The 13,980-nt window shown below is 54.8% G+C and carries 14 protein-coding genes; 9 read left to right on the top strand and 5 right to left on the bottom strand.

Annotated elements, in window-relative coordinates; all coding sequences use genetic code 11:
- Window positions 1-6 precede the first annotated feature (6 nt).
- The 3 genes from rsgA to G9Q73_RS04710 are packed head-to-tail and all read right to left on the bottom strand — an operon-like array spanning window position 7 to window position 2,580.
- The gene (rsgA, locus tag G9Q73_RS04720) at window positions 7-1,017 is read right to left on the bottom strand and encodes a small ribosomal subunit biogenesis GTPase RsgA (RefSeq protein WP_177418767.1); all 1,011 of its coding nucleotides are present in this window, start codon (window positions 1,015-1,017) and stop codon (window positions 7-9) included.
- A gap of 24 nt (window positions 1,018-1,041) precedes the next feature.
- Window positions 1,042-1,320: a c-type cytochrome gene (locus tag G9Q73_RS04715; RefSeq protein WP_177418766.1), complete on the bottom strand. Its 279-nt coding sequence runs from the start codon at window positions 1,318-1,320 to the stop codon at window positions 1,042-1,044.
- A gap of 18 nt (window positions 1,321-1,338) precedes the next feature.
- Entirely contained in the window at window positions 1,339-2,580 is a 1,242-nt protein-coding gene (locus G9Q73_RS04710) for a M48 family metallopeptidase (RefSeq protein WP_177418765.1), read from the bottom strand.
- Between the two features lie 161 nt (window positions 2,581-2,741).
- Here G9Q73_RS04710 and orn point away from each other — a divergent pair, with 161 nt between their 5' ends.
- Window positions 2,742-3,290 carry an oligoribonuclease gene (gene orn, locus G9Q73_RS04705; RefSeq protein ID WP_177418764.1) on the top strand — a complete coding sequence of 183 codons (549 nt, stop codon included), beginning with the start codon at window positions 2,742-2,744 and terminating at the stop codon, window positions 3,288-3,290.
- 93 nt (window positions 3,291-3,383) lie between these two features.
- A complete protein-coding gene (locus tag G9Q73_RS20345) occupies window positions 3,384-4,451 on the top strand; it encodes a VanZ family protein (RefSeq protein WP_177418763.1) in 1,068 nt (355 codons plus the stop codon).
- On the opposite strand, the gene queG is transcribed toward G9Q73_RS20345, so the two are convergent.
- Window positions 4,440-5,516 carry a tRNA epoxyqueuosine(34) reductase QueG gene (gene queG, locus G9Q73_RS04695; RefSeq protein ID WP_177418762.1) on the bottom strand — a complete coding sequence of 359 codons (1,077 nt, stop codon included), beginning with the start codon at window positions 5,514-5,516 and terminating at the stop codon, window positions 4,440-4,442. The genes G9Q73_RS20345 and queG overlap by 12 nt on opposite strands.
- Before the next feature lie 91 nt (window positions 5,517-5,607).
- On the opposite strand from queG, the gene G9Q73_RS04690 reads away from it, so the two are divergent.
- From G9Q73_RS04690 to G9Q73_RS04660, 7 genes are all read left to right on the top strand, one after another.
- Window positions 5,608-7,125, top strand: a complete 1,518-nt coding sequence (locus G9Q73_RS04690; RefSeq protein WP_369408834.1) for an NAD(P)H-hydrate dehydratase — start codon at window positions 5,608-5,610, stop codon at window positions 7,123-7,125.
- Window positions 7,115-7,570, top strand: coding sequence for a tRNA (adenosine(37)-N6)-threonylcarbamoyltransferase complex ATPase subunit type 1 TsaE (tsaE, locus tag G9Q73_RS04685; protein WP_177418761.1), 456 nt, complete (start codon window positions 7,115-7,117; stop codon window positions 7,568-7,570). The genes G9Q73_RS04690 and tsaE overlap by 11 nt, the downstream gene beginning before the upstream one ends.
- 110 nt (window positions 7,571-7,680) lie before the next feature.
- On the top strand, window positions 7,681-9,003 hold the full coding sequence (locus G9Q73_RS04680) for an N-acetylmuramoyl-L-alanine amidase (protein WP_177418760.1): 1,323 nt from the start codon (window positions 7,681-7,683) through the stop codon (window positions 9,001-9,003).
- A gap of 76 nt (window positions 9,004-9,079) precedes the next feature.
- Window positions 9,080-10,900, top strand: coding sequence for a DNA mismatch repair endonuclease MutL (gene mutL / locus G9Q73_RS04675; RefSeq protein WP_177418759.1), 1,821 nt, complete (start codon window positions 9,080-9,082; stop codon window positions 10,898-10,900).
- Window positions 10,900-11,844, top strand: a complete 945-nt coding sequence (gene miaA / locus G9Q73_RS04670) for a tRNA (adenosine(37)-N6)-dimethylallyltransferase MiaA (protein ID WP_177418758.1) — start codon at window positions 10,900-10,902, stop codon at window positions 11,842-11,844. The genes mutL and miaA overlap by 1 nt, the downstream gene beginning before the upstream one ends.
- 207 nt (window positions 11,845-12,051) lie before the next feature.
- Window positions 12,052-12,786, top strand: coding sequence for a hypothetical protein (locus G9Q73_RS04665; RefSeq protein ID WP_177418757.1), 735 nt, complete (start codon window positions 12,052-12,054; stop codon window positions 12,784-12,786).
- A gap of 129 nt (window positions 12,787-12,915) precedes the next feature.
- Complete coding sequence (locus G9Q73_RS04660) at window positions 12,916-13,416, top strand: hypothetical protein (RefSeq protein ID WP_177418756.1); 501 nt, start codon at window positions 12,916-12,918, stop codon at window positions 13,414-13,416.
- Window positions 13,417-13,608: 192 nt separating this feature from the next.
- Here the strand turns inward: G9Q73_RS04660 and G9Q73_RS04655 are convergent.
- Window positions 13,609-13,980 (bottom strand): class I SAM-dependent methyltransferase (locus G9Q73_RS04655; protein WP_177418755.1); only part of this gene is annotated, 372 nt, incomplete at its 5' end.

The raw sequence follows: 13,980 nt of genomic DNA, 5'->3' as shown, positions 1-13,980 counted from the left end.
CAGCGCTCAACTCTGCCCGGAAGTGGTGGATTGTGCCAGATGGAGGAAGTTATCCAACCTCTGGGGGGAGACTCCCCCCGCCTCGATTGCCTGCCTGATGGCGCATCCCGGTTCATGCTGATGTGAGCAGTTATTGAAGCGGCAGTGGCCGAGAAAAGGGCGGAACTCGGGAAACCCCTGTTCCAGCTGTCTCCTGCTTAACTTGGTCAGTCGAAAGCTGCGCACGCCGGGGGAATCGATCAATTCTCCCCCTTCCTGCAGGTTATAGCAGGTTGCGGCCGATGTGGTGTGTCGTCCCAATCCTGAAGCTTCCGAGAGTCTGCCGGTTTCGATCTCCAGATTTGGCAGCAGTGCGTTGATCAGAGAGGATTTCCCCACCCCCGATTGCCCCACCAGGATGCTGGTCTCTCCCGCAAGGTGTTGGATGAGGCTGTCCAGACCGCGGGCCAGTTTTGCACTAACCTCCACCAACTCATATCCAATCCTGCGATAGAGATCGTAAGCAGAGAGAAAGTGCTGTTTTTCCTCGTTTTCAAGCAGATCGATCTTGTTGACTGCGATCAGCGGCCGAACCCCAATGGTCTCGGCGGCGATCAGGTATTGGTCGAGCAGATAGCCGCTGGGTTTTGGTTCGGGCGCGAGCACTACGACCAGTTGGGTGATGTTGGCGGCCAGAGGTTTCTCGCGGCCGCTGTAGTCGGGGCGGCTGAGCACACTCGCTCTGGGTTGGAGAGCAGTGACCACACCATTATGACCGTCCACCGGCTGCCAGATTACCCGGTCGCCACAAACAGGGTGTCCGATGTTCTGGCGGATCAGACATTGAAAGACCTGGCCGTTCTCATCCGCGACGCCGAGGGTGGCGCCATGGCGGATAACCACCCTGCCTTCCTGTGATGGGGTATCTCCGGCATCCGACAGGTTCTGTTCGGCACGTTCAGCGAGTTTTGTTCGCCGCCGCTCCTGGATACTCTCTATCCTGGCCCGTTGCTGCTGAGTGAGGCGACGCCGGGACATTAGTGCTTTTCCATCAATATAACCTTATTTCAGCTTGTAGAACTGTTCGTTGAGATGGGCGGTTGCATTGTCGACATCTTCGTCAAACCAGGTCAGCCCCAGCATCTGTTCGCAACGGCGTACCTGTTTGTGCAGGCCCGGCAGCGTGTTGACCATTCTGTCTTTCCGTGTGTAGATCTCTGAGCCGTGGCAGCGGGTGCAGTTATTGTCGACCAATTTCTTGCCTGCATTGACGTCGGCTGCCTGTATGGTGGTGCTGTAGGCAGCTGAGATCAAAGTGATTATTATTAGGGTTCTAGTCATCAAGTTATCCTCATATCCTTAAGATTGTCCTGTTATGTGGGCAATGCGCACCGGTGCTGGTGGATGGCTGTCGTGAAACATGGAGTAGAGCGGGTCCGGCGTCAGGGTGCTCGCATTATCCTGGTAGAGTTTGACCAGCGCCTGCACTAAATATTCCCCTTTAGTTTGTGCGATAGCATAGTCGTCGGCCTCAAACTCATGCCGGCGCGAGATATAGCTGCCGATAGGGGAGAAGAAGAGGGTGAAGACAGGTGCTGCGAGCATGAACAACAGCAGTGCCGCCGCGTTGGAGGGTTGAGTCATGCCCAGATTGGTATAGAACCAGATCTGTTGCGACAACCAACCCAGCAGCGCCAGACCGGCAAGCGAGATCAGCGCCATCATTACCATCTGCTTGAGAATATGCTTACGGCGAAAATGGCCCAGTTCGTGAGCCAGTACGGCCTCCATCTCGTCCGGTGTGAGAGCCTCGATCAGGGTATCGAAAAAGACGATCCGCTTGTGCTTGCCGAATCCGGTGAAGTAGGCGTTGCCGTGGCTGGAGCGTTTGGAACCATCCATCACGAAGATACCGTCGCTGGTGAAACCACAGCGTCTGAGCAGACCCTGAATCCGGTCGCGCATCTCGCCTGCTTCCAACGGAGTGAACTTGTTGAACAGGGGGGCGATGATGCGGGGATAGGCCCAGGTAAGGGTCAGGGTGAAACTGATCCATACAGCCCAGGCCGCGAGCCACCAGTAGACTCCCGCCGAATCCATGAGCCAGAGGATGATCCACAGCAGGGGGGCGCCGATCACCAGACCTATGGCCGTACCCAGCAGGCGGTCTTTGAAAAAACCACCCAGGGTGGAGCGGTTGAAGCCAAAGGCGGTTTCGATCTTGAAGGTGCGCCAGAGTGAAAATGGCAGATCCAGTAAACTGGAGATGAAAAATACCGAAAAGATAAAAGCGACGCCCGTCAGGCGCGTGTCGAAACCCAATCCATTCCAGAAACGGCTGAACAGATCGAGGCCACCGCCCAGTGTCCAGGCCAGCAGAAGCAGGGTGCTGAAGATAACCTCAAGCCGTGCAATACCTGTTTTGGCTCCGGTGTAATCGGCGGCTTTCTGATGATCGTCGAGCTCTACCCGGCCGGAAAACTCCTCGGGCACTTTCTCCCGGTGGCCAGCAACATAGCGTGTCTGACGGGCCAGCAGCCAGAGTTGCAGAATCGTGCCTGCGGCCAGGGCGAGCAGGAAGAGTTGAGTGAAAAACGGCATCAAGTAACGGGCTCCTTCAGCTTGGAATGGGTCGTTCGGATCAGATCAATGGGGGAAGAATACAGTCTGTGCCCGCTTCCTGCTAGAATTCGCGCCTTGGAGTCTGTCGGGTTTATCCGTCAGACTCCCGTTATTAACCTGTATTTATTGAGGATTCGTGCATGACTCAAGATCCCAACAACCTGATTTGGCTCGACCTGGAGATGACGGGGCTGGATACAGTCAATGATGAGATCATCGAGATCGCAACCATTGTTACCGATGCCGACCTCAATATTCTGGCTGAGGGACCCGTAATCGCGGTACGGCAATCAGAAGCCCTGCTCAATGGCATGGACGAGTGGAATCAGAAACAGCATGGCGGCTCCGGTCTTATCGCAAGGGTGCGTGAAAGCGAACATGATGAAGCGGCGGCAGAGGCGGAGACGCTGGCGTTTTTACAGCAATACGTGCCTGCTGGAGCCTCCCCGATGTGTGGCAACAGTATCTGCCAAGACCGTCGATTCATGGCCCGCACCATGCCGAAACTGGAAGATTATTTTCACTACCGCAATCTTGATGTCAGCACGCTGAAAGAGCTTGCGAAGCGCTGGGCGCCTGATATGGCTGATGGTTTTACCAAAGAGTCGAAGCACCTGGCGATCGACGATATTCGCGACTCTATCGCCGAGCTGAAATTCTACCGTGATAATTTCCTGCGTCTTTCCTGATGGTGATGTAGGCCTGTTCAAGCGCAGCGGAACCGGCAAACCCCACTTGTTGACCCGACTCCATTGCCTGATCCACTGCGCTTGATCAGACCTGTGAGCTGGGTTGTGCTGCTGCTCGCGGCACTGACGCTGCTTTTTTTTACTTCAATTTCACCGGTCAAACCCATCGGTCCAGAGCTGTTGAATAACCCCCTGTTCGAGCAGGGCCTGGCGGGATGGCAGCTGGGTTCAGGCAAGAGCGAAGTATCAAAGCCCGCCGCTGTGGCCGAACTGCTTGTCGACAATGCGCCGGGAAGTGAATCGAGCAGCGTGATCCAGAAACTGGATGCTCAAGGTCTGCCCAAACAACTTCTGTTGCAGGGAGAGGTCAGGACGTCGAGTGTCGAGAGCGGCAGACGCAGTTGGCATGAGGCGAGGGTGGAGTTGATTGCCTATGACAGCTTCGGGCAAGGGTTCTACCATACACCGTATATCCTCACCGGTCTGATTGGCGATAACGAGTGGCGAGGTTATTCGCTGCTTGTCACTGTGCCTGCAGAGGCCGCTGAATTGCGTCTTGAGATCGGCCTCTACCATGTGCCGGGCAGGATCTGGGTCAGGGGGCTTGCACTGCACCAGGCGGAGCCTCAGACGCTTTTCAGTGCCGGGAAATTACTGTTGGCACTCCTATGGTTGGTCACTGGCCTGTGGGCCCTGCGACTGCTGCTACAGCACTATTGGTCCACCCCCCAAGGCTGGATGATTGTGCTGTTGTTGCTGCTGATCGTGGGGGGTATTCTGCAGCCTCTGGAGGTTAAGCAGGCCATCGAAGTGCAAATCCAGCAGTTGGGGCAGTGGCTGGGTATACATCTTGAGATAGGCCGCTACCACCATGGTTTTGACCCGTTGGCATTCTGGCCTGTGAGTTGGGACATCTCCAAACTGGGACATCTGCTCGGTTTTTTTCTGCTCTCCGCTGGGCTGTTTCTTGATTCAAAGGCGCGTCTGTCCAGTGTGCTTTTTGGCTTGTTGCTGTTGGCAGTGTCGTCAGAAGTCGTGCAGTTTTTCGTGCCCGGGCGAACGCCTCGGCTGAGTGATGTGGTCGTGGATATGTTGGGTGTACTTGCCGGATGGTTGTCGGCGAAGAGTATAATGGCGGTGCGAACCCGTTTAACCCGGTGATTTGCTGCGCTGTCTGGCCAAAGCCCAGCGGACATGCTCTCTCACCAGTTCTGCCGGGTCATGTTCGCGCACCTTGAGCGCGGCCTCGATGTTTTCTGAAGGTGGTGCATTGCCCAGTGCCACTGCAATATTGCGCAGCCAGGATTGGTGGCCGATGCGGCGTATTGCAGATCCCTCGGTACGTTTCAGAAAGGTCGTTTCATCCCATTCGAAGAGCGCTGTCAGGGTGGCGCTGTCGAGGCCGTTGCGCGGGGCGAAGTCCTGCTCACGTCCGATTTTTGCAAAACGGTTCCAGGGACAGATCTGCTGACAATCATCGCAGCCGTAGATGCGGTTGCCGATGCTGCTTCTCAGCGATTCGGGGATTGCACCCTGTTGTTCGATAGTCAGATAGGAGATACAACGGCGGGCATCCACGACATAGGGTTCGACAATGGCCTGGGTCGGACAGATATCGAGACAGGCGCGACAACTGCCGCAGTGGTTGGATGCAGGCTGGTCGATAGGGAGCGGCAAGTCGGTATAGATCTCGCCAAGAAAGAACCAGGAGCCGGCCTTGCGATTGATCAGATTGCTGTGCTTGCCGATCCAGCCAAGACCGGCTTTTTCCGCCAGCGGTTTCTCCAAAACCGGGGCGGAGTCGACATAGACCCGGTAGCCGAAATCACCGACTTCCCCGCTGATCTTTTGGGCCAGTTGCTGCAGACGTTTACGCATCAACTTATGGTAGTCCCGGCCCAAGGCATATCGTGAGATGAATGCCTGTGTGGGAGATTCCAGTATCTCCCGGCTCTTCCGCATGGGTTCGGGCAGATAGTCCAGACGTACTGAGATTATCCGCCGGGTGCCGGCTTCCAATTCTGCGGGACGACTGCGCTTGTTGCCGTGGCGGGCCATATAGGACATCTCTCCGTGAAAGCCCTTTTGCAGCCAATCGTTGAATCGTGCCTCCGCCAGGGGGAGTTCAGTGTCGGTGATGCCGACCTGCTGGAAACCCAGCTCTGCGCCCCAAATCTTGATGTTTGCGGCGAGTTCTTCGTGATTGGGAATAAGCGCTTGATCCATAAATCCGAACTATACCCCGATCCGCAATTAAACTGGTATCCGGGAGCGGCTTCGCGGTAAGGTTTTCGCTAATCCCAAAGGACGATTTTTTATGCGAGTCATGCCCTACACGGAATCGCTGCCCTACGCCCTCTATCGCGCCGATCAGGTGCGGGCGTTCGACCGCATCGCGATCGAAGAATATGAGATTCCCGGTGCCGATCTGATGGAACGTGCGGGTTCCCGCATCTTCCAGCTGCTGCAGGCAAGCTGGCCCGCGGCCCGCCACATCACCGTTGTATGTGGGTCGGGCAACAATGGTGGCGATGGATTTGTGGTGGCGCGCCTGGCGAGGCAAGCTGGACTGGAGGTGTTGTTGCTGCAACTTGGTGATTCAGCACGTATCCGTGGTGATGCGCTGACAATGGCGCAGAAGTGGGAAGAGGTTGGTGGTGAGACAGCCCCGTTTCCCGGCCTGCCGCGTAAGACTGACCTCATTATCGATGCCCTGTTGGGCACTGGCCTGGAGAGAGATGTGACGGGTGCCTGGGCCGAAACGATCGAGTCGATCAACCATCATCAGGCTCCGGTCCTTGCTGTGGATATCCCCTCCGGCCTCAATTCAGATACAGGCCAGGTCATGGGGATTGCCGTTCGAGCGGATGCAACCCTTAGCTTTATTGGACTGAAACAGGGGATGTTTACCGGCGCAGGACCGGACTATTGTGGGCGTATCCATTTTGATGCTCTGGAGTTGCCCGCCCGAATCTACGGCAGGCAGATTCTGTCAGCCCGCCGTATCGATTGGAAAAAGCAGTCTCAACTGCTGGCGCCCAGAAGACGTACCGCCCACAAAGGGGATTTTGGCCACCTGCTGCTCATTGGGGGCGACCGGGGTTTCTCTGGTGCGATCCGCCTTGCAGCGGAAGCAGCTGCACGCACTGGCGCTGGTTTGGTATCCGTGGCGACCCATCCCGACAATGCACCACTGCTCAATATCGGCCGTCCCGAGCTGATGTGTCACGCCGTGACGAAAGGTGTATCTCTTGCGCCGCTGATCGAAAGGGCGGATGCCATTGCCTTGGGGCCGGGGCTGGGGCGTGGAGAGTGGGGCAGATCGCTCTATCAACAGGCGCTTGCCTCCGGTCTGCCTCTGGTGGTGGATGCAGATGCCCTCAATCTATTGGCGCAGGAGCCGATAAAAAGATCAGATTGGATATTGACGCCTCATCCTGGTGAGGCGGGGCGACTGCTGGGAGAAAAAACCAGCCAAATTCAGGCAAACCGGTTTGAGGCATTGAAGTCGCTGCAGGAGAGATTTGGCGGCGCCCAGGTACTCAAGGGTGCCGGGACATTGATTACTGACGGCAGCAGCCGTCCGCCGGCACTCTGCAGTGACGGCAATCCAGGCATGGCGACCGGTGGTAGCGGTGACATACTCACAGGTATTATCGCTGCATTGCTGGTGCAGGGTTTTGCCCCCGGATTGGCTGCTGAACTGGGCGTCTCGCTACACGCTGCAGCTGGCGACAGAGCTGCCGTGCAGGGCGAACGGGGTATGTTGGCTGGCGATCTTTTGTCGGAGCTGCGGCCGTTGCTCAATTTGGAGTGTGACAGTTATGAGGCTTGAACTGCATAACGAGGCGGAGCAGGAATCCTTCGGCGCCCGTCTTGCCAAGCGTTGTAAACCGCCGCTAACCGTCTATCTGGAAGGGAACCTGGGCACGGGAAAAACAACCCTTGCACGAGGTTTTATCCGCGCATTGGGTCACCAGGGTGCGGTAAAGAGTCCCACCTACACACTGCTTGAACCCTACGAACTGGAGGGGGCGGCGTGTTACCATTTCGATCTCTACCGGCTGGCAGACCCGGAGGAGCTGGAGTATCTCGGCATCCAGGATCTGATGGATGAGAAGGCTATACTGCTGGTGGAGTGGCCAGATCGGGGTAAAGGTGTATTGCCTCCGGCTGACCTGCGGATCAGACTTGAATATCAGGAAACGGGCAGAGTGCTCAAGCTCTCGTCCAACTCTGAGAAAGGAAAGCAACTTATCAAGGATTTACAAAGGGTTTAATGGGAACATTGAACTTATAGCGAGGAAGTCAGGCTATCTGGCCGAAAAGGTTGGAAAAAATGGAAGTCCGTGCTATTTTTAATCATAGGCCTAACAGGGTCATCGGGAACATGCAAAAAATTATCACAATTCTGATTCTAGCCCTCTTCTGGAGCCTGCCGCTCTATGCGGGACAGTCTGATGTTCGCAACCTGCGCATCTGGTCTGCGCCCGATCACGTTCGACTGGTTTTCGATACCGATTCCCTGGTCAAACACAATATCTTCACCCTCGACAAACCGCACCGGCTTGTTCTGGATCTTAAAAATACCCGGCTCTCCACAAAACTGCCTCAGCCTGAATCCAACAACAGGTTCATCAACCGGCTGCGCAGTGCGGAACGCAACAAGCGCGATGTGCGAGTGGTTTTCGACCTCAACATGGCGGTCAAGGAAAAAAGTTTTCTGCTTGAGCCAAATCGCCAGTATGGTTACCGGCTGGTTGTCGATCTCTACGACAAAAAGGAGAGCAGCAAGCGCCGCTCCGGCCCGGTGAAAACGGCAAAGAAGCCGGGGAACAGAGACGTGGTGGTTGCGGTCGATCCCGGTCACGGTGGAGAAGATCCCGGTGCCAGGGGGAAACACGGTACCTATGAGAAAGACGTGGTGCTGGCGATCGCTCGCAAACTGGTAAAAATGATTAATCGGAAGCCGGGCATGCGCGGGGTGCTGATCAGAGACGGTGACTACTATCTCGGTTTGCGCAAACGGATGGCGAAGGCGCGTAAGCACCATGCAGATCTGTTCATTTCAATCCATGCAGACGCCTTTAAGGATTCAAGAGTAAGAGGATCATCTGTCTACACCCTCTCCCGCAGAGGGGCCTCCAACGAGGCGGCTAAATGGCTGGCGGAGCGGGAAAACAGTGCAGACCTCGTTGGCGGCGTTTTATTTGAGGGCAAGGGAAAGGGCGAGGATTTGTTCACGGTCCTGCTCGATCTCTCGCAGACCGGTACCCAGCAGGCGAGTTCCACCGCAGCGGATAGAGTCTTTCGCCAGCTGAAAAAACTGGGCAAGACGCATAAAAAGCGTGTGCAACAAGCTGGGTTCATGGTGCTGAAGTCTCCGGATATTCCCTCAATGCTGGTGGAGACCGCATTTATCTCCAATCCTGATGAAGAGCGTCGTCTGAAAGATCCGGCCCACCAGAGAAAGGTAGCCAAAGCCTTGCTGGCAGGTATTTCTGACTATTTTAACTATCAGCCGCCCCCCGGCACCTGGTTGGCAGCGAAACAGGAGCGGGAAGCTCCCCGCCGCCATACAATTTCTCGTGGCGAGACATTGATCGCAATCGCAAGGCAATACGCTATCAGCCTCAATCGCCTGCGTAGAACCAACGAACTCAAGAACGACACCATTCGCATCGGTCAGGTGCTGCAGATCCCCGGCGGTTGATTCTTCCTGATAGCTGCTTACTCGAGCGGGTGGTGGCACAATAGTCGTCGGTCTTACTGACGGCGATCTCCTGTCTATGCACAACATTCAACAACTCCCCCCACAACTGGTCAATCAGATCGCTGCCGGCGAGGTGGTGGAGCGTCCGGCTTCGGTGGTCAAGGAGTTGATTGAAAACAGCCTCGATGCCGGCGCCAATCGCATTGAGATCGATGTGGAGCAGGGCGGCGTCAAATTGATGCGGGTGCGCGATAACGGTGTTGGGGTCGTCGAGAATGAACTGGCTCTGGCGCTCTCCCGCCATGCCACCAGCAAAGTCAGTAGTCTCGAAGATCTGGAAGCAATCCAGAGCATGGGATTCCGCGGTGAAGCGCTGCCCAGTATCAGCTCCATATCCCGTTTGAAAATGACCTCACGAAATCAGGAGAGTGAATCAGCCTGGGAGATCAGTGGGGATGGCAGTGAAACAGAGATGACCCTCCGGCCTGCCGCTCATCCTCAGGGCACGACGGTTGAGGTGCGCGATCTCTTTTTCAATACGCCTGCCCGGCGCAAGTTTCTGCGTACGGAAAAGACGGAGTTCGGCCATATCGAAACGCTGGTCAGAAGGTTGGCTCTGGCCCGCTTCGATGTGGGTTTTTCGCTGCGGCATAATCGTCGCCAGATTCTCTCCCTGCCTCCCTGCACCCAGCAGATCGACAGAGAGCGTCGAATCGCCGACCTGCTGGGAGCGGTTTTTCTTGAGAATGCGCTTTATGTGGAACATGAGGCGGTGGGTTTGAAATTTTTTGGTTGGGTGGCCCGTCCCACTTTCTCCCGTTCCCAGGCAGACATGCAGTTTTTCTACGTCAATCAGCGGATGGTGCGGGACAGACTGGTAACCCACGCGGTGCGGCAAGCGTATCAGGATGTGCTCTATCATGGACGTCATCCCGCATATCTTCTGTTTTTGGAGCTGGATCCCCGGAAGGTCGATGTGAACGTCCACCCCACCAAACACGAGGTGCGTTTCAGAGAGGGTCGGTTGGTACACGATTTTCTTTTCCGTGGCCTGCACAGCGCACTGGCGGAGACACGCCCGCAAACGGCGGATGAGTCCGATGTGGCTGCACCGGCAGGGGGTGCATTCACAGGCAGTCTTGATTCTTCCGCTAGTGGCTCTCTCCAACCGCATGAACCGATTGCGGGAGCGTCTACCGGCGCGCAGCACTCCATGGATTGGCGGGTTGCCGAACGTCCTTCATCCTATCGTGCGGCTTTTCAGGCGCAGAAACCTTCTGCAGCACCACTACCACAGAGTGAGGATGAAACCCTGCCACCACTGGGCTATGCGCTTGGGCAGCTGCAAGGAGTCTATGTTCTGGCGCAAAATCATGATGGGTTGGTACTGGTCGACATGCATGCCGCCCATGAACGCATCACCTATGAGCGTTTCAAACAGACTTACAACGATGTGGGCATTACCCGGCAACCGCTGCTGGTGCCGGTGACGGTGCGGGTGAGTAGCCGTGAGGCAGATCTAGCGGAGGATCAGTCATCGATATTGGAGAGTGTTGGCCTTGAGGTCTCACGATTTGGCGCAGATGCCCTGGCAGTACGGGCTATCCCGGCAATCCTGCAGGGAGCGGATGCCGAGCGTTTGTTACGTGATGTGCTTTCCGATCTGGCGGAGTTCGGTGAGAGCAGCCGAATCAAAGAGGAGATCGACAAGGTGCTTGCCACCATGGCGTGTCACGGTTCAGTGCGGGCAAACCGCCGTCTCACTCTGGATGAGATGAACGCACTGCTGCGGGACATGGAACGTACCGAACGTGCAGACCAGTGTAACCATGGCCGTCCGACTTGGGTTCAGCTCTCCATGACGGAATTGGATAAGCTGTTTCTACGGGGTCGTTGATGGCGGAACAGAAACTACCCCCTGCTGTTTTTCTGATGGGACCCACCGCATCCGGCAAGACGGAGCTGGCAGTGGGACTTGTGCAGAGACTGCCGATGGAGATCATCAGCGTCGACTCGGCGCTGGTTTACCGGGGGATGGATATCGGAACTGCCAAGCCGGAACCCGAGGTGCTTGCAAAGGCGCCGCATCGTCTGATCGATATTCGGGATCCGGCCGATGTTTACTCTGCGGCTGCGTTTCGGGAGGATGCCCTGGATGCGATGGCGGAGATCACCGCTGCGGGAAAAGTGCCTCTGCTGGTAGGTGGCACCATGCTCTATTTTCGAGCACTGGAGAAGGGACTTTCAGATTTGCCGGAAGCCGACCCCGCCATTCGAAAGCGGCTTGAGATGGAACAGCAGTATCTTGGATTGGAGTTGTTACATCAACGCCTGGCGGAGCTCGACCCAGTTGCCGCTGAACGCATCCACCCCAATGACGCACAGCGTATTCTTCGTGCCCTCGAAGTGATCGAGATTACCGGTCGTTCCATGACTCAGTTGCAACAAAGTGGTAGTGGAGCCTCTTTGCCCTATCGGCTACTTAAACTCGTCCGTTCACCAAAAGATCGAAAAATTCTGCACCAACGTATCGAAAAGCGTTTCCATCAAATGTTGGCTTCAGGTTTTGATGAAGAGGTACAGGCTTTGCAACTTCGGGGGGATCTGAGTCCGGATCTGCCATCCATGCGGGCTGTCGGTTATCGGCAGATGTTGAAATATCTGTTAGGTGAATACAATCGGGAAGAGATGATTGAAAGAGGCATTATCGCCACCCGGCAACTGGCCAAGAGGCAGTTCACCTGGCTGAATGCCGATAAGGAAAATCATTGGCTGGATGAAGAGGGCGACGATGTATTTGAAGAGGCGTATCAACTGATTGTCCAACTGATGACTCAATGATTTTGTTAACAATTATTAACATCCTCCATAAATAACGGACCGATTGTTAACAAGCATGGCATGAATGTGAAGTTTTTTTTCGGCATTGTGAGAAGTTGTTAAAAGACCTGATTATAAAGATACGGAGCAATCACCTTGCTCTAAGATCAACACGGTGTTTACGAGCAGTGCAGCGCGATAGTGCAGCTGCGATAAGGTGTCCGTGTTATGAAAATCGTTTCGACTTTCCTTCTGGTTTTTTTTCTACCGCTTTACATGGTGGGGTGTAACGAGCACCTTCAGGAACAAATTGACATTCAGAAGCCCGTGGTCGAAGAGTCGGTCATGCTGTCGGAAATATCTGAATCATTGGTTAAGGGTGGGTCTGGCCAACGGGATTTACAAATGCTGGATAGCTGGCAGTTATGGTGGTCAAGCTGGCGTAGCCTCTACACCTCAACCCTGATAGTGGACTTGATCAATCCTGAATGGGCAAGGGAGGAGATGGTACTTGAACATATCTTTCCTGTTATCCACTCCCTTTATGATATGGCGCCGGAATCGCTTTTTGACGCTGCACCCGCGTCACTTTTTCCCGACATTGTGCCGGAGTTCGGGATTCAGAGTGTCAATTCTCCGTCCATAGGCAATGGTGTCTACGTACAGAAGAAACCCATGATCGAAAAAATAGCGTCATATGAGAACAGTCTCTATCTGGATTTTGAAGGAAGTACAAGCAAAAAGCGTACGCGGGGTCGGAGCAGCGTGACGGGTCAGAGCGGTTATCCCGATGTTGATATGGGCTCGTATTATGTGCAATCTGCGTCCAAGGAAGAGGAGCAATCGAAACAGGCGAGTGAAACTCAATTGAATTTCATCAAAGAGATACCGCTTACGGCTTCCGTTGGATTTTTTATTGTCATATTTCTGACAGGCGTGGGCGTCTGGGGGATGCGGGTTTAGAGCGATTTCTCCAGTCCGATCTATCGCATGCCCAAGTCTGCATGGGGCGGTTAGGGTAACTGGTGGACCTACCATTGCTTACGATGCCAGCGGTAGGAATTAATTTTGCTGTTTTGCTCGGAAGTGTTCATGGTGGGCAGCCAACAAGGCTTGGTGCGAAGGCCAACGGGCTTTCCCAAATCTATACTTCAAACTTCCGTTAATATAATGCTCAATACTTCTTCTCTCACCCTAAAAAGATTGGCCGCACTGGTTTGGTATATTGGTGTTGTGGTTCTCCTGATTAAAAGTACTGGCTTGTTCCTTGAGGCGGGTAGGAGCGGGGCTGGTCAACTTTGGGTTATGTTGGCTGTTTTGAGTGGATTGGTGATCGGGTGGATTAAGGCAAAATACCTGTTCATCAAGGTGTGTAACAGGAATCTAGAGCGAATCAATGGGTTGAAGCAGCCTATGTTATGGCAGTTTTACCGGCCCCGATTTTTCGTCTTTTTAGGTCTTATGGTTTCACTTGGTGCTTACTTGTCCAGATTGGCTCAAGGTGATTATCCAATGCTCATCGCTTTAGCGGTAGTGGAACTTTCCATCGCTACTGCTCTGTTTGTAAGTAGCCGTTGTTTTTGGAGGGGATAGGGTAATAGGGGACGGAGCATAATAGGGGACGAGCATAATAGGGGACGTACCACGGTTATTACGGTGGCGGTGATCAGTGTGTTGTGAATCGTCATTGTGTTTAACCCCAAATGGTAAAGCTGTGCGCAAAAGTCCGACCGCACATAGGCTGCTCGATCGCGGCGCGATTTGTTTTTGCGATTCGTGCTTCCGCTATGCCTTGCATGCCTTGTGCATGGCAACGGTGCCGCCGAGCAGCGGCCTGCCTATGACATTGGAAAAGCCCAGCTCCGAGAGCAGGCGAGAGAGTTCGTCAGTGGAGTAGAAGAGGCGGATGGCGTCAACGAAGTAGTCGCGGCAGGCCACGGCGTCGGGTCCGGAGCGGATGACCCAGGAGGTCGCTGTTAGACAGCCTTTCAGATAGAGACAATAGGCATCTTCGATTAACTTGTTGGACGGCCGCAGCATGTCGAAGTGATAGAAGTGTCCGCCGGGTTTGAGGACCCGGTTAATCTCCAAGAAGACATCGATGACCCGCAGATGACGTGTCGCATACTGCAGGGTCACTACGTCGAAGTGGTTGTC

Source organism: endosymbiont of Lamellibrachia barhami, from assembly GCF_011947365.2.
GTDB lineage: Bacteria > Pseudomonadota > Gammaproteobacteria > Chromatiales > Chromatiaceae > QGON01.
The sequence above is the reverse complement of the archived record's forward strand: the minus strand, read 5'-3'. Positions and strand labels throughout refer to the sequence as shown.

Bases quoted from the DNA above. Each gene is read 5' to 3' on its own strand.
- rsgA (WP_177418767.1), bottom strand. From the start codon at position 1,017: ATGTCCCGGCGTCGCCTCACTCAGCAGCAACGGGCCAGGATAGAGAGT.
- G9Q73_RS04715 (WP_177418766.1), bottom strand. From the start codon at position 1,320: ATGACTAGAACCCTAATAATAATCACTTTGATCTCAGCTGCCTACAGC.
- G9Q73_RS04710 (WP_177418765.1), bottom strand. From the start codon at position 2,580: ATGCCGTTTTTCACTCAACTCTTCCTGCTCGCCCTGGCCGCAGGCACG.
- orn (WP_177418764.1), top strand. From the start codon at position 2,742: ATGACTCAAGATCCCAACAACCTGATTTGGCTCGACCTGGAGATGACG.
- queG (WP_177418762.1), bottom strand. From the start codon at position 5,516: ATGGATCAAGCGCTTATTCCCAATCACGAAGAACTCGCCGCAAACATC.
- G9Q73_RS04690 (WP_369408834.1), top strand. From the start codon at position 5,608: ATGCGAGTCATGCCCTACACGGAATCGCTGCCCTACGCCCTCTATCGC.
- tsaE (WP_177418761.1), top strand. From the start codon at position 7,115: ATGAGGCTTGAACTGCATAACGAGGCGGAGCAGGAATCCTTCGGCGCC.
- G9Q73_RS04680 (WP_177418760.1), top strand. From the start codon at position 7,681: ATGCAAAAAATTATCACAATTCTGATTCTAGCCCTCTTCTGGAGCCTG.
- mutL (WP_177418759.1), top strand. From the start codon at position 9,080: ATGCACAACATTCAACAACTCCCCCCACAACTGGTCAATCAGATCGCT.
- miaA (WP_177418758.1), top strand. From the start codon at position 10,900: ATGGCGGAACAGAAACTACCCCCTGCTGTTTTTCTGATGGGACCCACC.
- G9Q73_RS04665 (WP_177418757.1), top strand. From the start codon at position 12,052: ATGAAAATCGTTTCGACTTTCCTTCTGGTTTTTTTTCTACCGCTTTAC.
- G9Q73_RS04660 (WP_177418756.1), top strand. From the start codon at position 12,916: ATGGTGGGCAGCCAACAAGGCTTGGTGCGAAGGCCAACGGGCTTTCCC.